Origin of the sequence: Nocardioides potassii, assembly GCF_021648885.1 — a bacterium.
GTDB classification, from domain to species: domain Bacteria; phylum Actinomycetota; class Actinomycetes; order Propionibacteriales; family Nocardioidaceae; genus Nocardioides; species Nocardioides potassii.
Map to the genome: position 1 here is coordinate 1 of NZ_JAKJHZ010000001.1, position 19,335 is coordinate 19,335.

Annotated in this window: 21 protein-coding genes; 11 read left to right on the forward strand and 10 right to left on the reverse strand. The window is 72.4% G+C overall.

The genetic code is table 11. From position 1 onward, the window contains the following. Together L2K70_RS00005 and L2K70_RS00010 are read left to right on the forward strand one after the other, a co-directional pair. On the forward strand, positions 1-223 hold a 223-nt coding region (locus L2K70_RS00005; RefSeq protein ID WP_236397130.1), incomplete at its 5' end, for a hypothetical protein. A 114-nt stretch (positions 224-337) separates the two neighbouring features. After that, complete coding sequence (locus tag L2K70_RS00010; RefSeq protein WP_236397133.1) at positions 338-1,000, forward strand: HNH endonuclease signature motif containing protein; 663 nt, start codon at positions 338-340, stop codon at positions 998-1,000. 69 nt (positions 1,001-1,069) lie between these two features. On the opposite strand, the gene L2K70_RS00015 is transcribed toward L2K70_RS00010, so the two are convergent. From L2K70_RS00015 to L2K70_RS00025, 3 genes are read right to left on the reverse strand one after another with little or no spacing between them, the layout of a single operon-like run. Continuing rightward, positions 1,070-1,525 (reverse strand): hypothetical protein, encoded by a 456-nt coding sequence (locus L2K70_RS00015; RefSeq protein ID WP_236397136.1) that lies wholly within the window; start codon positions 1,523-1,525, stop codon positions 1,070-1,072. A gap of 36 nt (positions 1,526-1,561) precedes the next feature. Beyond that, positions 1,562-1,936, reverse strand: coding sequence for a VOC family protein (locus tag L2K70_RS00020; protein WP_236397139.1), 375 nt, complete (start codon positions 1,934-1,936; stop codon positions 1,562-1,564). A gap of 19 nt (positions 1,937-1,955) precedes the next feature. After that, complete coding sequence (locus tag L2K70_RS00025) at positions 1,956-2,888, reverse strand: DMT family transporter (RefSeq protein WP_236397143.1); 933 nt, start codon at positions 2,886-2,888, stop codon at positions 1,956-1,958. A gap of 71 nt (positions 2,889-2,959) precedes the next feature. Between L2K70_RS00025 and L2K70_RS00030 the strand changes: the two genes are divergently transcribed. From L2K70_RS00030 to pabB, 5 genes are all read left to right on the forward strand, one after another. Continuing rightward, positions 2,960-4,039, forward strand: coding sequence for an NAD-dependent epimerase/dehydratase family protein (locus tag L2K70_RS00030; RefSeq protein WP_236397146.1), 1,080 nt, complete (start codon positions 2,960-2,962; stop codon positions 4,037-4,039). 45 nt (positions 4,040-4,084) lie between these two features. After that, the gene (locus tag L2K70_RS00035) at positions 4,085-5,992 is read left to right on the forward strand and encodes an anthranilate synthase family protein (RefSeq protein ID WP_236397149.1); all 1,908 of its coding nucleotides are present in this window, start codon (positions 4,085-4,087) and stop codon (positions 5,990-5,992) included. 61 nt (positions 5,993-6,053) lie between these two features. Then, complete coding sequence (locus L2K70_RS00040; RefSeq protein WP_236397152.1) at positions 6,054-7,703, forward strand: sulfatase-like hydrolase/transferase; 1,650 nt, start codon at positions 6,054-6,056, stop codon at positions 7,701-7,703. A gap of 16 nt (positions 7,704-7,719) precedes the next feature. After that, a complete protein-coding gene (locus tag L2K70_RS00045) occupies positions 7,720-8,280 on the forward strand; it encodes an anthranilate synthase component II (RefSeq protein ID WP_236397156.1) in 561 nt (186 codons plus the stop codon). Then, positions 8,277-9,566 (forward strand): aminodeoxychorismate synthase component I, encoded by a 1,290-nt coding sequence (pabB, locus tag L2K70_RS00050; protein WP_236397159.1) that lies wholly within the window; start codon positions 8,277-8,279, stop codon positions 9,564-9,566. Before L2K70_RS00045 ends, pabB begins: the two co-directional genes overlap by 4 nt. A 48-nt stretch (positions 9,567-9,614) precedes the next feature. On the opposite strand, the gene L2K70_RS00055 is transcribed toward pabB, so the two are convergent. The 6 genes from L2K70_RS00055 to L2K70_RS00080 form a co-directional block, all read right to left on the reverse strand. After that, on the reverse strand, positions 9,615-11,030 hold the full coding sequence (locus L2K70_RS00055; protein WP_236397162.1) for a HAMP domain-containing sensor histidine kinase: 1,416 nt from the start codon (positions 11,028-11,030) through the stop codon (positions 9,615-9,617). A gap of 6 nt (positions 11,031-11,036) precedes the next feature. Continuing rightward, entirely contained in the window at positions 11,037-11,732 is a 696-nt protein-coding gene (locus L2K70_RS00060) for a response regulator transcription factor (RefSeq protein WP_236397165.1), read from the reverse strand. 50 nt (positions 11,733-11,782) lie between these two features. Continuing rightward, entirely contained in the window at positions 11,783-12,397 is a 615-nt protein-coding gene (locus L2K70_RS00065) for a UdgX family uracil-DNA binding protein (RefSeq protein ID WP_236397168.1), read from the reverse strand. Positions 12,398-12,519: 122 nt separating this feature from the next. Next, on the reverse strand, positions 12,520-13,383 hold the full coding sequence (locus L2K70_RS00070; protein WP_236397171.1) for a fructosamine kinase family protein: 864 nt from the start codon (positions 13,381-13,383) through the stop codon (positions 12,520-12,522). Then, positions 13,383-13,799 carry a low molecular weight protein-tyrosine-phosphatase gene (locus L2K70_RS00075; protein WP_236397174.1) on the reverse strand — a complete coding sequence of 139 codons (417 nt, stop codon included), beginning with the start codon at positions 13,797-13,799 and terminating at the stop codon, positions 13,383-13,385. Before L2K70_RS00075 ends, L2K70_RS00070 begins: the two co-directional genes overlap by 1 nt. Before the next feature lie 112 nt (positions 13,800-13,911). After that, a complete protein-coding gene (locus L2K70_RS00080; protein WP_236397177.1) occupies positions 13,912-14,301 on the reverse strand; it encodes a phage holin family protein in 390 nt (129 codons plus the stop codon). Between the two features lie 32 nt (positions 14,302-14,333). On the opposite strand from L2K70_RS00080, the gene L2K70_RS00085 reads away from it, so the two are divergent. Both L2K70_RS00085 and hisC read left to right on the forward strand, forming a co-directional pair. Continuing rightward, the gene (locus tag L2K70_RS00085; protein WP_236397180.1) at positions 14,334-14,900 is read left to right on the forward strand and encodes a VanZ family protein; all 567 of its coding nucleotides are present in this window, start codon (positions 14,334-14,336) and stop codon (positions 14,898-14,900) included. After that, a complete protein-coding gene (hisC, locus tag L2K70_RS00090) occupies positions 14,897-15,967 on the forward strand; it encodes a histidinol-phosphate transaminase (RefSeq protein ID WP_236397183.1) in 1,071 nt (356 codons plus the stop codon). The genes L2K70_RS00085 and hisC overlap by 4 nt, the downstream gene beginning before the upstream one ends. A gap of 114 nt (positions 15,968-16,081) precedes the next feature. Here the strand turns inward: hisC and L2K70_RS00095 are convergent, their stop codons facing one another. Continuing rightward, positions 16,082-16,867, reverse strand: a complete 786-nt coding sequence (locus L2K70_RS00095) for a metallophosphoesterase (RefSeq protein WP_236397186.1) — start codon at positions 16,865-16,867, stop codon at positions 16,082-16,084. A gap of 44 nt (positions 16,868-16,911) precedes the next feature. On the opposite strand from L2K70_RS00095, the gene L2K70_RS00100 reads away from it, so the two are divergent. Further along, positions 16,912-17,901, forward strand: a complete 990-nt coding sequence (locus L2K70_RS00100; protein WP_236397188.1) for a glutathione S-transferase family protein — start codon at positions 16,912-16,914, stop codon at positions 17,899-17,901. Between the two features lie 198 nt (positions 17,902-18,099). Then, complete coding sequence (locus L2K70_RS00105) at positions 18,100-19,209, forward strand: hypothetical protein (protein ID WP_236397191.1); 1,110 nt, start codon at positions 18,100-18,102, stop codon at positions 19,207-19,209. Positions 19,210-19,335 lie beyond the last annotated feature (126 nt).

The following is a 19,335-nucleotide window of genomic DNA, read 5'->3' on the forward strand; positions in this document are numbered from 1 at the left end:
TGGTCGTATTGGTGCCGCGCAGCTCGACCGCCTCGTCGCCGAGACGATCAAGAGGTTCGACCTCGCCCAGCCCGACCCCGCAGCCGATCCCGTGGACGGCTACCTGTCGGTCGATCCACGACACGTGACCCTGCACGACGACGACGTGCACTTCGCCGGCACCATGCGGTGGGAGGCCGAGCTCGGTATCGCCGACTCCCTCGACCTCGACCACGTGCTCTAGCACAAGGCTTCCGAGCAAAAGGCTCTCGGTTTCACCGACTCGCTGGACGTCCGCCGGGCGAAGGCCCTCGGTGACCTCGCCCGCACCCAGACCGCCCTCGACCTCGCCATGGGCATGGGTGGTGGTTTCGAGGCTCGCTCCGCTCGCACCTCAACCACCGAAGGAACTGACCTCCCGGCCGCTCGAGAACTAGTTCTCCACGTCCACTTCAACGCCTCGACCGTCGGCGAGCGGACCGTGTTCGGACCCACCGGTCGCATGGAGGGACGCCAGCGCCTGCTGCTGCTCGACCAGCTGAAGACCTGGTGCGGCGACTCCCGCACGAAGATCACGGTCAAACCGGTCGTCGACCTCAACGCACCACTGTCCGCACCCGGCTACGACATCTCCGACCGGATCCGCGACCAGATCGTCCTCCGCGACCAGACCTGCGTGTTCCCGTGGTGCACGAGACCCGCGCGGCGCTGCGACATCGACCACGTCATCCCGTTCGACCACCACACCGAAGCAGAAGGCCGACCGCAACCCGGCCCCACCGCCACCTGGAACCTCGCACCGCTGTGCCGACACCACCACCGCCTCAAGACCCATACGGCGTGGCGTTACGACATGACGTCCAACGGGGTCTTCGAGTGGACCAGTCCCCACGGTCATCGCTACCGACGCAGCGCGACGGGCACCACTGCGATCGATGGCGGCCTCGACCACCACGACCGACCTGCCGGCGACCCACCCGACGACGTCCCGCCCGGCATCCGACGGCCCCGTCGACGATGACCCCGCCCCACACCCCGCCAGTCCTCATCATGGCGGGGCCACAGGCGTGCTTAGCTCCGTCCTGGTCTCTCAGCAGGGGACGATCATCGGGTCGTCACGAACCGAGCGATCCACCGAGATCACGAAGTCGACGGACCACGTGTCATCGGTCTTCAAGCGGGTAGCGGCGAGGGGAGTGCCGTCCTGATGGCAGATCGGCGTAGCCGGTGCCGTCTTCAACACCTGCACCAGATAGACGTTGGCCTCAGGAGTGAGATCACTGCAGAGAGCGGGGACGTTCCGCGCGGCGTCCACGAGCAACGGCCCTCGCGCGTCACACAGGTTGTCGCCTTCCCCGGACCGAACCACGACGTCGACCCAGCTGCCCCTGTCGTCCTGCGAGGACCGGGCGTAGACCACGTCATCACCGGCGGCGCCGATGCGATCGTAGCCCGCGGGAGCTGGCGCCCGGCCTGAGCATGCTGAGGACACGAGCGCGATGCCCGCAACCACCCAGCAGATCGGCAGGCGACGAGCACTCGGCATTCAGGCACACTAGGCGATGGAGGTCGTCCCGAATGCTCAGTCCTCGGCGGCTTCCCAGCTCACCAGCCCGACCGTGTTGCCCTCGGAGTCCTTGATGAACCCCTGCCACTCGTCGTGGCCGGCTGGGCCGAGGTCGTCGGAGTCGTGCCGGAAGATCACGTGCGGCTCGGACGTGATCTCGATGCCCTCGGCCCGCAGCTCCTCGATCGCCTCGCGGACCGACGGCACCCTCAGGTAGATGAAGGACGACGGCGCCACGCGGTCGAGCAGGAGTCGCGTCGACCCGAGCGAGAAGAACACCAGCCCCGGCGGGTCGAAGGTCGCCACCGGGTCGGCACCCAGCAGGCGGCTGTAGAAACGGGACGCGCGCTCGAGGTCCTCTGCGCGCTGGGCGATCTGGACGAGCTCCATGGGCTGATGGTGCACCCGGTCAGCCCATCTGCGCATCCGGCAGCACCGGTCCCGCGGCCGCGGTCGGACGCCCGAGCCCGGCGACGGCGCCGAGGACGAGCACGATCCCGACGATCGCGACCGGTCCGAGCGCCTCGCCGAGGACGACCGCCGCGACGACGGCGGCCGTGACGGGCTCGACCAGGCTGGCCGTGACGGCGGTGCTCGGCGCGACGACGCGCAGCCCGGAGTAGAGCAGGACGTAGGCCAGCGCCATCGTCAGCGCGCCGAGGTAGAGCAGCCACGCCAGCGCAGCCGCGTCGGTCGTGACGAGCGGTCCGTCCGCGACGGCCAGGCAGGGCAGGAGGACCGCCGCCCCGACGAGCGTCATCCCGCTCGTCAGCACCAGCGGCGACGACGTACGGCTCACCGACCCGCCCGCCACCGTCGTGAGGGCGTAGGTCGTCCCCGACGCGACGGCGAGCAGCACCCCGGCGACCGGGGCGGGGCCGGTCGCCGACTCGTGCCCTGCGAGGCTGACGAGCACCAGTCCGACGAGCGCCGCTCCGAGCGCGCCGAGCCGCGACGGCGCCGGGGGCCGGCGGTCACGGACCGACTCGAAGACGGTGAGCAGCACCGGCGCCAGACCGAGGCTGACGACGGTCGAGACGGCGACGCCGACCTGGGTGACCGACACGAAGTAGAAGCCCTGGTAGGCCGCCGTACCGGCCCCCACGGCCAGCAGCCGACGCGGGTGCCGGCGCGCGAGGTCGACGAGCTCGCCACCTCGTCGCAGGGCGAGGACCGCGACGAGCAGGACCGCGGCGGCGATCGCCATCCGCCACGCGCTGATGGTCACGGGCGAGAGCGGCTCGTGCTCGCGGATGAGCTGCACCGCCAGCCCACCCGTGCCCCACAGCACGCTCGCCGCGCCGACCTCGAGCAGGCCGCGCACGTGGGACCGGTCGCTCATGGGCCGGAGTCTGTCAGCGCGCACGACTGGCGACACCCGGGTTTCGAGCGCTGACACCTAGGGTGTGGCGCATGTCGTCATCTCAGCAGGCAGGGGGCCGCGTCCTCGTCACGGGCGGCGCCGGCTTCATCGGCACGACCCTGGCCCGTCAGCTCGCGGACGCCGCCGAGCAGTGGGTCGTCCTGGACAACCTGCACCCGCAGGTGCACCCCGGCTCGCAGCCGCCGGCGGACCTCCCGGACTCCGTCGACCTCCGCGTCGGTGACGTGACGAGCGCCGACGACCTCGACGCCGTCGTCGCCGACCTGCGCCCCGACACCGTCGTGCACCTGGCCGCGGAGACGGGGACCGCGCAGTCGCTCTCCGAGAGCACCCGGCACGGCATGGTCAACGTCGTCGGCACGACCCAGCTGCTCGACGCGTTCACCCGCGCCGGCCACGTGCCCGGCCACTTCGTCCTCACCAGCTCCCGCGCGGTGTACGGCGAGGGGGTGTGGCGCAACCCGGACGGGACCACCTTCCAGCCCGGCCTGCGCACCCACGCGCAGCTCGAGTCCGGGAAGTGGGACCACGGCGACGGGGCCGCGCATGTGCCCAACACGGTGGCCGGCACCCACCCCAACCCGATCAACGTCTACGGCGCGACCAAGCTCGCGCAGGAGCAGATCCTCGCGGCGTGGACCGGCTCGCACGACACCCGCCTGTCCGTGCTGCGCCTGCAGAACGTCTACGGCCCGCGCCAGTCGCTGTCCAACCCCTACACGGGCATCGTGTCCCTCTTCTCGCGGCTGGCGCGCGAGGGCCAGTCGATCCCGCTCTACGAGGACGGCGAGATCACCCGCGACTTCGTCTACATCGACGACGTGGTCAGCGCGCTCGTCGCCGCGATCGCGCACAAGCCGGCCGACCACATGCGGACCGTCGACGTCGGCAGCGGCGTGCGCACCACGATCGGTGACCTGGCCCGCGAGGTCGCCCGCTACCACTCGGCGCCCGAGCCGCACGTCACCGGCCAGTACCGCGACGGCGACGTCCGGCACGCCTCCTGCACCGTCGAGGACACGATCCGCTCGCTCGACTGGCAGCCGCGCGTCAGTCTGCGCGACGGCGTCGCCGGGCTCCAGGAGTGGATCGCGACCCAGCTCGACTGAGACGGGCTCGGGTCGCCCGGCGGCTCGCCCGTAGGGTCTCCTTCCATGACCGAGACCCCTGCCGGCCTGCCCTCTGTGGGTGACCTCCTGGAGCAGATCCAGGGGTACGGCGCGTGGGCGGTCATCCGGCGCAAGGCCTCCCCGACGGCGGGCCTCGTCGGCGGCACGCCGCACGAGGTCGCCTCGTTGCTCGACATCCCGCTGGAGACCGGCGCGCCCGAGCCCGGGCGCAGCGCGGACCGGCTGGTCGCGGTGCCGTTCCGGCAGGTGCGCGAGCGCGGGTTCGCCGCCATCGACGACGACACCCCGCTGACCGTGGTCGACCTCGAGGTGGAGCACGAGGTGCCGGTCGACGAGCTGCTCGCGGCGCTGCCGGACGTCCCCGTCGAGTTCGCCGACCGAGGCGGCTTCGCGACGTCCGACGAGGACTACGGCAAGGTCGTCGAGGCGATCATCCGCGACGAGATCGGCCAGGGCGAGGGCGCCAACCTCGTCATCGGCCGGCACTACCGCGCGGTCGTCGCCGACTGGGACGCGACGAAGGCGCTCACCGTCCTGCGTCGGCTGATGGAGCGCGAGCGCGGGGCGTACTGGACCTTCTGCTTCTTCACCGGCGAGCGCTTCCTGATCGGCGCGAGCCCCGAGCGGCACGTTTCGGTGCGCTCCGGCGACGTCCGGATGAACCCGATCTCCGGGACCTTCCGCGTCGCCGGGAAGTCCGAGGACGAGCTCAAGGCCGGCCTCATGGAGTTCCTCGCCGACGAGAAGGAGGTCTTCGAGCTCTTCATGGTGGTCGACGAGGAGCTCAAGATGATGTGCGACATCTGCCACGAGGGCGGCCAGGTGCTCGGGCCGTTCCTCAAGCCGATGACGCACCTGATCCACACCGAGTACCTCCTCGCCGGCCGCTCCGACCGCGACCACCGCGAGATCCTGCGCGACACGATGTACGCCGCCACGGTGACCGGCGCGCCGGTCGAGAACGCCTGCCGCCTGATCGCCGACTACGAGCCCGAGGGTCGTGGCTACTACGGCGCCGCGCTCGCGCTGTTCGGTCGCTCGCCCGACGGCACGCCGACGATGGACAGCCCGATCCTGATCCGCACCGCCGACGTGTCGACGTCCGGGGAGCTCAAGGTCACCGCGGGCGCGACGCTGGTGCGCGACTCCGACGCCGCCTACGAGGTCGCGGAGACCCGGGCGAAGGCCGGCGGCATCCTCAGTGCCTTCGGCCTGGCGCCGGCGGCGACCTCCGACGGCGCGGACATCGCCGAGCTCGCGCGGGACGAGGACGTCGTACTGGCGCTGGGCACGCGCAACCAGCGGCTCTCCCGCTTCTGGCTGACCGACCAGGCGGGCGAGCCCGCCGACCCGTCGCTGGCCGGGAAGTCCGTGGTGATCCTGCACGGCGAGGACGACTTCGTGAACATGCTCGTCCACGTGCTCGGCGTCTTCGGCATGACCGCGCGCGTGGTGCGCCACGAGGACTACGCGACCGGTGCCTTCGACGGCGCCGACCTCGTCATCGTCGGTCCCGGTCCGGGCGACCCGCGCGAGGGGGACCACCCCAAGATCGCCGCCTTCCGCCGCGCCGTCGACGACCTGCTCGCCGCGGACCAGCCGTTCCTCGCGGTCTGCCTCGGCCACCAGACGCTGTGCCAGCGGCTCGGGCTGGACCTCGGCTACAAGGACGTCGTGTTCCAAGGCACGCAGTCGCCGGTGCGACTCGATGGCCGCACCGAGCGCGTCGGCTTCTACAACACGTTCGTCGGCCGGGTGCCGTCCGGCCACGCCCTGCCCGACGGCGTACGAGTGGAGGCGGACGAGGCGACGGGCGACATCCACGCCATCGTCGGCCCCCACTACCGCGGCATCCAGTTCCACGCCGAGTCGATCCTCACCGAGAACGGCTACGACCTGTTGCATGCTGCAGTGCGCGACCTGCTCCGCTGAGCGGCGCGCGGCAAAGTAGAGTCATGCACTAGACATTGGCTCGGGACACCACGGGGGACACGTGAAGCAGCTCGTACGCGGGTGGGCAGGGTTCTGCCTGCTCACCCTGATGGTCGGCGCATCCATGGCGGCACCGGTCGGCCCACCGCGGGCCGCGGCGGTGCGCGCGACCGCGGACACGCGGCCCAACGTCGTCGTGGTGATGCTCGACGACTTCTCGATGGACCTCGTCCAGACGATGCGGTCGGTGCAGAAGATGCGCAAGGCGGGGGCGTCCTACCCGCACTCGTTCGTCACCGACTCGCTGTGCTGCGTCTCGCGATCGAGCTTCTTCACCGGGCAGTACCCCCACCAGACCGGCGTGCGGACCAACACCAGCAACCAGGGGCAGTCGGGCCTCGGCGGCTGGCCGGCCTACCTCGCCAACGGCAACCCCGGGCGCGCCTTCAACGTGCGGCTGCAGGAGTCGGGCTACACGACCGGGTTCGTCGGCAAGTTCCTCAACGAGTACGAGTGGTCGCCGGGCCGCGCCCTCCCGCCGGTGGTGCCGGGCTGGTCGACCTTCAACACCGTCTTCGGCTCGGCCTACGACGGCTGGGACTTCGCGAGCACCTCGGTGACGGACGGCAAGCTGCGGCTGGTGCAGCACGACGCGCCGCCCGCGAGCGCGAGCGACAGCGCGAAGGACAAGGCCTACGCCGGCACGGTGATCGGCGACCTCGCGATGGAGTTCCTGACCGCGAACGAGGCCGCCGCGGCGCCGTACTTCCTCGAGGTCGCGCTCTACGCGCCGCACAACCGCACGCAGCCGGAGGGCCACTACGCGGACGACGCGCTCTTCCCGCCGATGTTCCGCGACCGCACCGGCGACCGCAGCTGCGGCCGGGTGGCGTGCCGCAAGCTCACCGCCGCCGACCTGCCCGGCTTCGGCGACCCCGCGAAGGACAACCGCCCCCGCACGGCCGGCGGCAAGCGGGCGCGGGCATGGAACACCGGCCGGCCGCTGTCGCGGGCCCTCGCCGTCCGCGACCTGCGCGACCGCGCGCGGATGTCGCAGTCCGCCGACCGCCTGATCTCGAGGATCCTCCGGACGGTCGGGCCGGACACCTACGTCGTGCTCACCTCCGACAACGGCTTCCACCTGGGCCAGAACGGCCTTGGCCGGGGCAAGGGGACGGCGTACGACACCGACGTGCGGGTGCCGTTGCTCGTCACCGGTCCGGGCGTGGTCCCCGGGCAGCGCCGGGAGGTCACCAGCAACATCGACCTCGCGCCGACCTTCGAGGAGCTGGCCGGCCTGTCGCCCGCGGCGTACCGCAGCGGGCTGTCGCTGGTGCCGACCTTCACGCAGCCCGCCCTGGTGCGCCAGTCCTACGCCTTCCTCGAGCACACCCAGCAGACCCTCACCGGCGGCGACCCCGACGCCGCCTTCACCGGGTCGGAGCTCGACCGGATCCCGTCCTACACCGCGGTCCGCAGCCGGCTGGCCCTGCTGGTGCGCCTCGACCTCGACCCGCGCGCGAAGCGGACGTCGTGGGGCTACGAGTACTACAGCTACCGCAAGGACCGCTGGGAGCGGCGCAACGCCTTCGCCAGCCCGAAACGCAAGCCCGAGGTCGACCTGCTGATGGCGAAGCTGGCGGCCTTCGACACGTGCCGCGAGACCGGCGCGCAGCCGCTCGCCGAGGCGTGTCGCGGGGTGCGGAGGTAGCACTACTGTCTGGCGCGTGACGCCGGACGTGATCGTGGTCGACCACCACGACTCCTACACGTGGAACCTGGTGCACCTCGTCGCCGCCGTCACCGGCGTCCTGCCCCGCGTCGTGCAGCACGACGAGGTGGAGCCCGACGACGTGCTGCGCCACTCCCACGTCGTGCTCTCGCCCGGGCCCGGGCACCCCGCGGTCGCCGCCGACTTCGCGGTCGGCACGGCGGTGCTGCAGGCCGGCACCCGGCCGGTGCTCGGCGTGTGCCTGGGCATGCAGGGACTGGTGACGTCGTACGGCGGTGAGGTGGCGCGGCTCGCGCCCGCGCACGGGGACGTCGCGACGATCCGCCACGACGGGGCGGGCGTGTTCGCCGGGCTGCCGCAGGACTTCGACGCGGTGCGCTACCACTCGCTGGGCGCTGTCGTGCTGCCGCTCGCGCTGGTCGCGACGGCGTGGAGCGAGGACGGCGTCGTGATGGGCGTGCGCCACCGCGACCTGCCGCTGGAAGGCGTGCAGTTCCACCCGGAGTCGGTCCTGTCCGCCCACGGAGCGTCGCTCGTCAGGAACTTCCTCCGGTGAGCCTCGACGAGGCGACCTCCTTCTTCCTCGACGTCGCCGCCCAGCACGACCGCTGCTTCTGGCTCGACGGCGGTGGCGCCCGCGACTGGTCGGGCCGGCGGTCCATCATCGGGTGGCTCGCGGACCACAACGAGTCCCTGTCGTGGTCGGCCGCCCGGCGCGAGGCGACCCTCCACGTCGGCGGGACGTCAGCGGTGGTGGGCGACGACGTCTTCGCCGTCCTGGAGGCGCGGATGCGCGCGGGCGAGCAGTGGTTCGGCTACCTCGGCTACGCCTCGCGCCCCGACCTCCCGGCCGAGCCCGACCCGCTCCTCCCCGACGCCGTCTGGATGCGCCCCACCGCGGTGCGGGTCTTCGAGCACGCGGCTCGGTGGGAGTCACCGCTCGAACGGGGACTCCCTCGCGATCCGGCCGTTGCAACGCCCCGACCGCGCAAGACTTCGCACGTCGATGGGTCGCCCGGGGCTCCTGAGGCGTACGCCGATGCCTTCGCCCGCGTCCAGGAGCACCTGCACGCGGGCAACTCCTACGAGGTCAACCTCACCCACCGGCTGACCCTCGCCGACGACCTCGACCCGGTGACGGCGTACCTCCGGCTGCGCGAGCTCAACCCCGCGCCGTACAGCGGTTTCCTCCAGCACGACGTCGACGGCGCGCGGGCGTGGCTGCTGTCGAGCTCGCCGGAGAGGTACGCCCTGGTGACCGGCGACCGGCACCTCGAGACCAAGCCGATCAAGGGCACGACGCCACGCGGCGCGACGCCCGAGGAGGACGAGGCATTGCGGGACCGGCTGGCCGCGGACCCCAAGACGCGGGCCGAGAACCTGATGATCGTCGACCTGCTCCGCAACGACCTGTCGATGGTGTGCGAGGTCGGCTCGGTCGAGGTCCCGGCCCTGATGCAGGTCGAGTCCTACGCGTCGGTCCACCAGCTCGTCTCGACGGTCCGCGGGCGGCTGCGCGACGGCGTGACGACGGTCGGCGCCCTGCGCGCTCTGTTCCCGGCGGGCTCGATGACCGGCGCCCCCAAGCTCCGCACGATGGAGATCATCGGGGAGGTCGAGGCGACGCCGCGAGGTGTGTACGCCGGCGCGTTCGGCTGGATCAGCGGCGACGGCCCGGCCGACCTCGGGGTCGTCATCCGGTCGCTGACGACCGACGGCAGCGGCACCTGGCAGCTCGGCACGGGCGGCGGGATCACCGTCCGGTCCGACGTCGACGAGGAGTGGGCCGAGTCGGAGTGGAAGGCCGAGCGGCTGCTGCGGGTGTTCGACCGACCTTCGTGACCGAGTCCTACGGTTCGTTGCCCAGATCTCGGCTGACAACCGTTGCGGTCACCGGATATCCGGTGACTCCAGAGATGCCGCCAGAGCCTCGACCCCCGGCAGCCACAGCGCGAACCGCGCCCCGCCGTCGGGCGACTCGGAGACCATGATCGAGCCGCCGTGGCGGTCGACGACCTGGCGCACGATCGCCAGCCCGAGCCCCGAGCCGGGCATCGCGCGCGACTCCTCGGAGCGGAAGAACCGCTCGAAGACGTGGGGCCGGTCGGCCTCGGCGACGCCGGTGCCCTGGTCGTCGACGACCAGCTCGCCGCCGGAGAGCCGCACGGTGACGGTGCCGCCGGGCGGGCTCCACTTGGAGGCGTTGTCGAGCAGGTTCGTCACCGCACGCTCGAGGCTGCTGGCGTCTCCGACGACGAGCCACGGCTGGGTGGCCACGTCGAAGGAGATGCCCTGCGCGCGGCGCCGTACGCGCGTCACCGCCCGGTCGACGACGTCGGCCAGGTCGACCTGCGCGACGACGTGGGTCATCGGCTCGTCGCGCGCGAGCTCGACGAGGTCGCCGACGAGCGCGCTGAGCTCCTCGATCTGCCCGCGGACGTCGTCGAGCAGCTCGAGCCGCGCCTCCTGCGGCAGGTTGGCGTTGCCCTCGGCCTGGCGCAGCAGGTCGAGGTTGGTGCGCAGCGACGTGAGCGGCGTACGGAGCTCGTGGCTCGCATCGGCGACGAGCCGCCGCTGTCGGTCGCGCGAGGCCCCGAGCGCGAGCAGCATCTGGTTGAAGGCCGTGGCCAGCCGGGCCACCTCGTCGTCGCCCTCGATCCGCAGCGGCCGCAGGTCCTCGGTCTCGGCGATCCGCTCCACCACCTGCGTGAGGCGGCGCACGGGCCTCAGCCCGTTGCGCGCGACGAGCCACCCGGCCAGCAGCGCGGCGAGCAGGCCGAGCGCGCCGAAGACGAAGAGGACGCCGCCGAGCTTGCCCAACGTGCGCTCGGTCTCGGTCAACGGCTGCGCGAGGATCAGCGCCTGCCCGCTCCCGGCGCGCACGGTCGCGACGCGGTAGCGCTCGCCCTCCCGCGTGACGAGCGTACGGACGACCGACTCGCGCTGCCCGGTGACGACGTCGTACTCCGGCTGCCCGAGCGTGAACGACGGCGGGTCCGTGCCCGTGATGCCGTCGCCCTCGGAGTTGATCAGGATGATCCGGATGTCGGCGGCGCCGAGCAGCCACGACGGGATCTGCCCCGTCGCGACCCCCGACAGGGTCGTGGAGGCCGTGGCGCGGTGGGCCCGGTTGAGCAGCGACTGGTCGAGCGAGCTGACGAGCTGCTGGCGCATCACGACGTACGCCGTCAGCGACAGCATCGCGATCGAGACGCCGAGCGCCAGGGTGGTGAGGACCGCGACGCGCGACGCCAGCGACCGTCGGTAGTGCCACCCGCCGCGGGCGAGGGCCTCGTCAGGCCGCACGGGTCCTCATGCTTCCTTGAGCACGTAGCCGACGCCACGCACCGTCTGGATCAGCCGCGGCTCGCCGTCCGCCTCGGTCTTGCGGCGCAGGTAGCCGACGTAGACCTCGAGCGAGTTGGCGCTCGTCGGGAAGTCGTAGCCCCAGACCTCCTCGAGGATGAACGACCGGTCGAGCACCCGGCGCGGTCGGCGCAGGAACATCTCCAGCAGCGTGAACTCCGTGCGGGTCAGCTCGATCGGCCGCCCGCCGCGCGACACGTCGCGGCTCGACACGTCCATCGTCAGGTCGGCGAAGCTGAGCACCTCGCCGTCACCCTCCTCGTCCGGCACGACGCGGCGCAGCAGCGCGCGCAGGCGCGCGAGCAGCTCCTCGAGGGCGAACGGCTTGGTGAGGTAGTCGTCGGCACCGGCGTCGAGCCCCTCGACCCGGTCGCCGACGGCGTCACGGGCGGTGAGCACGAGGATCGGTACGTCGTTGCCGGCCGCGCGCAGCGCCCGCGTGGTCTCGATCCCGTCGAGGCGCGGCATCATCACGTCGATCACCACGACGTCGGGGTGCTGGGCCCCGACCGCGACCAGGCCCTCGGCCCCGTCGGCGGCGAGCACCACGTCGTAGCCGTTGAACTCCAGCGACCGGCGCAGCGAGTCGCGCACCGCGCGGTCGTCGTCGACGACGAGCACGCGTGACTTGGTCTCGGACACGGGCCAAGGATGCCACCGACGCCTGAGCCGGTCCTGAGAAGCGCGAGCGCTCAGGCGTACGGCGCCGCGAGGCGCAGGTCGTCGACGAGCGCGCCGAACGCCTCGTCGTACCCGTCCTCGCCGCGCAGGCGCAGGACCGCGGACGGGTGGGTGGTCACCACGACGACGTGGCCCGGCTCCTCGAGCAGGTGGCCGCGTGCCTCGCCGATCTTCACGGTCCGGCCCAGCACGGCCCGCGCGGCGGTGGCGCCCAGGGCGACCACGACCGCGGGCTCGACCCCGGCGAGCTCGGCCTGCAGCCACGGGTGGCAGGCGGTGACGTGACGGACGTCGGGCTTCTGGTGGATGCGTCGCCTGCCGCGCTCGGTGAAGCGGAAGTGCTTGACGGCATTGGTCAGGTAGGTCGCTTCCCGGTCGATGCCGGCCGCGACGAGCGCCTCGTCGAGCACCCGGCCCGCCGGACCCACGAAGGGTTCACCGGCCAGGTCCTCCTGGTCGCCCGGCTGCTCGCCCACGAGCATGATCCGGGCGCCCGGCCCACCGGTGGAGAAGACCACCTGCGTGGCCGGCTCCCACAGCTCGCAGCCGCGGCAGTCCTGTGCGGCCGCCTCCAGCTCGTCGACCTCGCGCGACTCCGGGACCCACGGGCTGGCGTCGGTGCTCATCACCCCACCATGGCCCGATGGGTCGGGGTGGCGGGCCAGCCCGAGGGGTGGTCCGGCGTCCTGGACGTGGCTGGACGTGGCCGGACGTGGCTGGACGTGGCCGGACGTGGCTGGATGTGTGGCTAGATGTAGCGCGTCGCGATCGCACCGGCGCGCGCGCCGTAGCTGCCGCCGAACATGCACGCGTGCACCAGGAGCGGGAAGAGCTGGTAGAGCCCGAGCCGGTCCTCCCACCCGTCGGTGAGCGGGTGGACCTCGTCGTAGGCCGCCACGACCCGCGGCAGGTGGGTGAGGCCGAACAGGTGCAGCATCGCGAGGTCGACCTCCCGGTGGCCGCCGTAGGCCGCCGGGTCGATGACGTGGATGGCGAGGTCCTGGCCCCAGAGGCAGTTGCCGTTCCAGAGGTCGCCGTGCAGGCGTGCGGGAGGCTCCTCCGGCACGAGCTCCGTGAGCCGCCCCACGACGGCCTCGACCACGGCCGCGTCACCGTCGGTGATGGCCCCGCGGTCGCGCGCGAGCTTGAGGTAGGGGAGCAGCCGGCGGACGGCGTAGAACTCCGCCCACGACCCCGCGGTCCTGTTCGGCAGCGGCAGCCGGCCGATGAAGCCGTCGTGGTCGAGGCCCCACCCGTCGGCGCCGGCGGCGTGGGTCCGGGCGAGCTGCTGGCCGAAGGTCGTGGCCGACTCGGGCGGCGTCTTCGAGCCCTGCTCCACCCACGCGAGGATCACGCAGTCCTCCGCGGCGGCGAGGAGCTCGGGGACCGGGACCCCGTCCTCGACCTCGGAGAGCCAGCGCAGGCCCGCCGCCTCGGCCTCGAAGAAGCCGTCGGGCGCGTGCGGCAGGGTCTTCATCAGTGCCGTCTGGCCGCTGGACAGGCGCAGCCGGGTCGCGGTGGCGATGTCACCGCCCGCCACGGGCGACGTCGCGACCACCGCCGCCCCGAGGAGCTCCTCGGCGCGCCTGGCCACCAGGGGCTGACGAGCCATCAGGCGTCCCCGCGGGACGTCGCCAGCGCATCCGGGAGGGCACGCACGATGGCCTCGCTCGTGCGCTCGACCATCGCCAGCACCTCCTCGAAGCCGTCGGTCCCACCGTAGTACGGGTCCGGCACCTCACTACCCCGGTCGACCGGATCGAAGTCGCGCAAGAGCCCGACGCGGTCCGTGCGCCCGCCGACGTCGGCGAGGTTCTGCTCGTCCATCACCAGCACCACGTCGTACGCCTCGGGCCAGGTGGTGTCCCACTGGCGCGCGCGGTGCCGCGTCGGGTCGTAGCCCGCGGCACGGAGCGTCTGCGCGGCGCGGGGGTCCATCGGGTTGCCGACGTGCCAGCCGCCGGTGCCGGAGGACGCGACCTCGACGACGTCGTCGAGGCCCGCGTCCGCGATCCGCTGCTCGAGCACGACGTGGGCCGTGGGGGAGCGGCAGATGTTGCCGAGGCAGACGAGGGCGATGCGGTAGCGGTTCGGGGTGCGCGGGGCGGGGGAAGGGGGGAGGGCAGGTGCTGCACCGGCATCAGTCCCGCGCGGGCAGCGCCGTCCGGACGCCCCACCCGACGATGGTCACGATGATCGCGCCGATGAGCGCGTTCCAGAAGCCCTCGACGTGGAAGCCGAGGTCGAACGCGTCGGCGAGCCGGGCGGTCAGCAGCAGCATCAGGGCGTTGATCACCAGCAGCAGGAAGCCGAGCGTGAGGATGATGAACGGCAGCGAGATCAGCTTGATGACAGGCTCGATGAACGTCGACACGAGCCCGAGGATCAGCGCCACGACGAACAGCGGGACGATCTTGTCCTGCACCTCCGCCTGGCCGTTGGCGGGGCCGTCGAACCGGATCCCGTCGAGCAGCCAGGCCGCCACGGCCAGCCCGGCGGCATAGGTCAGCAACCACGTCACGAAGCGCATGTCACGACAGTATCGGGGCTAGCCTCACCGCCGTGGTGAGCATCGGAGGCACGGGCGTGATGGTGCTCGGGGCCCTGGCGGCGGCGGTCGTCGCCGGGCTCGTCGCGCTGGCGCTGCGCCCCCGGCTCGGTACGACGACCGCCGTGGCGCTCGCCGGGCTGGGGTGGTCGCTGGTCGCGATCGCGCTCGTCACGCTCGTGCCCACCCGCCCCGACGTCGGGATCGTGCCGGCGGAGGGCCGCAGCGAGTCCTGTTCGTGGGACTACGGCGGTCCGTCGGGAGGCGCCTTCGAGGTCCTCGGCCTGGACCAGCGCACCCTCAACGTGCTGCTCTTCGTGCCCGCCGGCCTCTTCCTCGTGCTGGCCGTCGGCCGGTGGTGGTCCGGCGTCCTGCTCGCGCCGGTCGGCCTCCTCGCGCTGGCGGCGTACAGCCTCGGGATCGAGCTCACCCAGCTCCAGCTCGCCCGCCTCGACCGGGCCTGCGACGTCACCGACCTGGTGGACAACGTCCTGGGCGCCGGGATCGGCTTCGTGGTCGGCGTGCTGCTGCTGCCGGTGCTGAAGCCGTGGCGCGGACGCCTCACTAGGGTGCGGACATGACCTCGCCCCAGCCCCGGCCCAACGTGCTCGCCATCCCCGCGTACGTCGCCGGCAAGCCGCCCGTCGCTCGTGAGGGACTGACCTCCTACAAGCTCTCGTCCAACGAGAACCCGTATCCGCCGCTGCCCGGCGTGCTGGAGGCGGCGACCGAGGCGGCGGCGCAGATGAACCGCTACCCCGACATGGGCAGCACCGCGCTCTACGCCGCGCTCGGCGAGGCGATCGGCGTCCCGGTCGACCACCTCGCCGCAGCGACCGGCTCGGTCGGCCTGATCTACCAGCTGGTCAACGCGTTCTGCGAGCCGGGCGACGAGGTCGTCTACGCCTGGCGCTCGTTCGAGGCCTACCCGATCGCCGTCACCGCGGGCGGCGCGACGAGCGTGCAGGTGCCTCTCGCGACCGACGGTCGCCACGACCTCGACGCCATGGCCGCGGCGGTCACCGACCGCACGAAGGTCGTGATCGTCTGCACGCCCAACAACCCCACCGGCCCGGCCGTGACGCAGCGTGACCTCGACGCGTTCATCGCGAAGGTCCCCACCCACGTGGTGGTCGTGGTCGACGAGGCCTACCTGGAGTTCGTGCGGATGGACGACGCCATCGACGGCGTCGCGACCTACCGGCGCCACGACAACGTCGTGCTGACGCGCACGTTCTCCAAGGCCTACGGCCTGGCCGGCTTCCGAGTGGGGTACGCCGTCGCCCCCGCGCCGCTGGCCGCCGCGCTGCGCGCGGTCTCGCTGCCGTTCGGGGTCAGCCACGTCGCGCAGGCCGCCGCGATCGCGTCGCTCGCCGCCTCCGACGAGCTGATGGCGCGGGTCGAGGACCTCGTCGCGCGGCGCGCCGACCTCGTCGCCCGACTGCGCGAGGTGGGCTGGGACCTGCCCGACGCGCAGGGCAACTTCGTCTGGTTCCCGCTCGGCGACCGGGCGCTCGACTTCGCCGCGGCGTGCGGCGAGCTCGGCATCTCCGTGCGCCCCTTCGCCGGCGACGGTGTCCGGGTCAGCATCGGCGAGACCGAGGCCTTCGACCGCGTCGTCGAGGTCGCCGCGCGCTTCGCCTCCTGACCTGATCGGCGACGGGAGACGCGCAGGCATTGGTCGGCCGCACGGGGCTGCGCCACGCTCGCCGGCCGAGGTGACCGGCAGCATCGCCCGCGCGTCTGCGACGACTTCCGTCGGTCAGTCCGACAGGCGAGCGACCAGGCACGGGCCGCCCTCGTAGATCCCGCCGTCGATGTCGAGCGCCAGCCCGCCGCAGTAGAGCCGGGGTTCGTCGTAGGAGTCGACGCGCACCCCGAACAGGTCGCCGATGATGCTGTGCCCGTGGACGATCCGCTGGCCGCCCAGGGCGCGTAGCAGCCGGCGGGCGGCGAGCGGCCCCGCGCTGCCGGCGTACTCGTGGCGCTGGGCCAGGGCCACGAGCACGTCGAACCACGCGACGGGGTCGTCGTCGCCCAGGATCGCGCGGACCGTGTCGTTGACCTGCTCGACGGTGCTGCCCCACCGGAGGTACTGCGTGGTGTCGGAGTGCATCAGCAGGTGGTCGCCGTCGAGCCCGACGGCGGGCAGACCGGCGAGCCAGGCGAACAGCTCGTCGTCGATCCCCGCCTGGTCGCTGTCGAGGCCGCCGTTGCGCGACCAGATCGACTCGAAGGTGCGCACCACGCCGCGGTGCACGACGGGGGTGTCCCCGAAGCGCCGCATCCCCAGCGCGATCACCTCGTGGTTGCCGAGCACGGGCTGCACGGCGCCGCCCGACGCAGCCGCCTCGTCCACGAGGCGACGTACGAGCGCGATGACGCCGAGCCCGTCGGGGCCGCGGTCGAGGAGGTCGCCGAGCACCCACAGCCGCGAGTCGCCGCCGGACCAGCGCGACTCCCCGTCCAGGAGGCCGGCGGCCTGCAGCGCCGCGGTCAGCTCGGCGAGGTGGCCGTGGGGGTCGCTGGTCGCGAAGGTCGCTGGCACGCTCGCACCGTATCGAGTGCGGGGTGCGCGGGTATGGTTGAAGGGTGAACGACACCGCGACCTACTCGACGAAGGGCAAGCCCTTCGAGCGCGACATGTCCTACATCCCGGACCGGGTCCTGGCGGGGGAGGTCTCGGCCGACCCGCTGGACGACCGGTTCCCGAGCGGGTCGAAGGACAGCCCGCGCGACGTCGAGGTGTGGGAGGCGGAGCCCGGGCGCTATCGCCTGGTCGCCGCGCGCGCCTGCCCGTGGGCGCACCGCTCGATCATCGTGCGGAACCTGCTGGGGCTCGAGGACGTGATCTCGTGGGGCGCCCCCGGCCCGGTGCACGACGCCCGCAGCTGGACCTTCGACCTCGACCCCGGCGGTGTCGACCCGGTGCTCGGCATCGAGCGGCTGCAGCAGGCCTACTTCGCCCGCCAGCCCGACTACCCGCGCGGCATCACCGTCCCGGCGATCGTCGAGGTCGAGTCCGGCAGGGTCGTGACCAACGACTTCCCGCAGATCACCCACGACCTGTTCTTCGAGTGGCGCGAGCACCACCGCCCGGACGCCCCGGACCTGTGGCCCGCCGACCTCCGCGAGGAGATGGAGGCGGTGATGAAGCGGGTCTTCACCGAGGTCAACAACGGCGTCTACCGCTGTGGCTTCGCCGGCTCGCAGGAGGCCTACGACGAGGCCTACGAGCGCCTGTGGACCACCCTGGACTGGCTCGAGGAGCGGCTCGCGGACCGCCGCTACCTGATGGGCGAGGCGATCACCGAGGCCGACGTGCGCCTGTTCACCACGCTGGCCCGGTTCGACGCGGTCTACCACGGCCACTTCAAGTGCAACCGCTCCAAGTTGACCGAGATGCCGAACCTCTGGGGCTACGCGCGCGACCTCTACCAGACGCCGGGCTTCGGTGACGAGGTCGACTTCGACCAGATCAAGCAGCACTACTACGTCGTCCAGAAGGACATCAACCCGCTCCAGATCGTCCCGTCCGGCCCGGACCCGTCGGGCTGGAGCACCCCGCACGGGCGGGGCTGATGGGTCGTAGGGAGACAGGTGACTGGACGTGTGACGTCGAGGCCGGTGATTTCGGTCAAGGACCTCTGTAGGTAGTCCTGCGTTTCGGCCTAGCCGGGTCAGAACGGCGTGTCGGTGCCCCACTGTTGCCTCACAGGCCGACTCGTGGGGAGCACGGCCGCCCGGCGCAACGACCGGGCAGCTCGACAGGGGACGATTGTGGGAACTCTCTTCGGCTCGCCGACCGCCGGTGCTTCCGGGCGTCCGGGACGCCGCCTCGGCCGCGCCGCCGTACTGGCGCTGGCGCTGCCCGTCATCGCCGCGCCGACCGCGGCCTTCGCGGTGGACAGCGCGCCCGTGGTCACCAACACCGTGACCGCGACCTACGACGCCGACTACGCCTGGCAGGTCTTCAACGCCGTCGACCGCAACCGTGCCGAGGTCGCCGAGGGTGGCACCGCCGCAGTGCGCTACGCCGTCGGCGTCATCGCCCTCGGACCGCCCGCCCGCTCGGGCTTCGAGGTCGCCGGCACGATCGGCGTCACCAACCCCGGCGCCACGGTGACCGCCACGGTCTCGGCCTCGCTGGCCGGGGCTGCGGCGTGCGTTGTCGCCGCCACCGACACCTCGCCGGCCGACGGCGTGCAGGTGGTCCTGCCGAGCGGCGCGAGCTCGTTCGCGTACACCTGCGCCCCCGGCTCCGCGCCGGCCGGCCCGGCCGTGACCACCGCGACGGTCGCGACCGACGCCGGGTCCGGCAGCGACGACGCCCAGGCCGACTACGCCGTCGACCAGAAGACCGACGAGCTGACCTCGGTCTCCACCTCCACCGACGGCGGCGCGCCCGCCGACCTCGGCACCCTCGACTGGGACGACGTGTGGGCCGCACCCGACCACCGCGTGCTCGTGCGTACGTCGTCCATGGCGCTCGGGGTCACCGACGGACCGTGTGACGACCACGCCAATGTCGCCACCGAGTCCGCGGACGCCACTACCGACAGCGAGGTCGTGACCGTCTGCCAGGCCGAGGTGCTGGGCGAGCAGTCGTTCGGCAAGGCCGTCGGCAACGTCCGGACCACCTGCCGGGGCGCCGTGCGCGCGCGCCTGGACAACCGGTCCGGCCGGGCGGTCTTCTACTACCTCCGAGTCGGCGGCTCGATGCACCGCTTCGTCGTGAGGTCGCTGGGTCGCAAGACCGTCACCGTGCGCGGCGCGTCGCGTGCCGTCGTCGTGCTGAAGGCCGGCTCGCGCCAGCTCGAGCGCACCCGGCTCCCGAAGCGCTGTCCGGCGCCCATCCAGCTGCCCGAGGCCGGAGACCGCCTGGGCTGACCCCGCCAGGCCCAGCCTGGCCCACGAACGCCTCCGCCCACACGGAGGCCGCCGGCGCCGACGAATACCCACGAGTTCGTCGGCGCCGGCTCTTTCTCTGTACGGCGCGGGCGCCACGCGACTCGC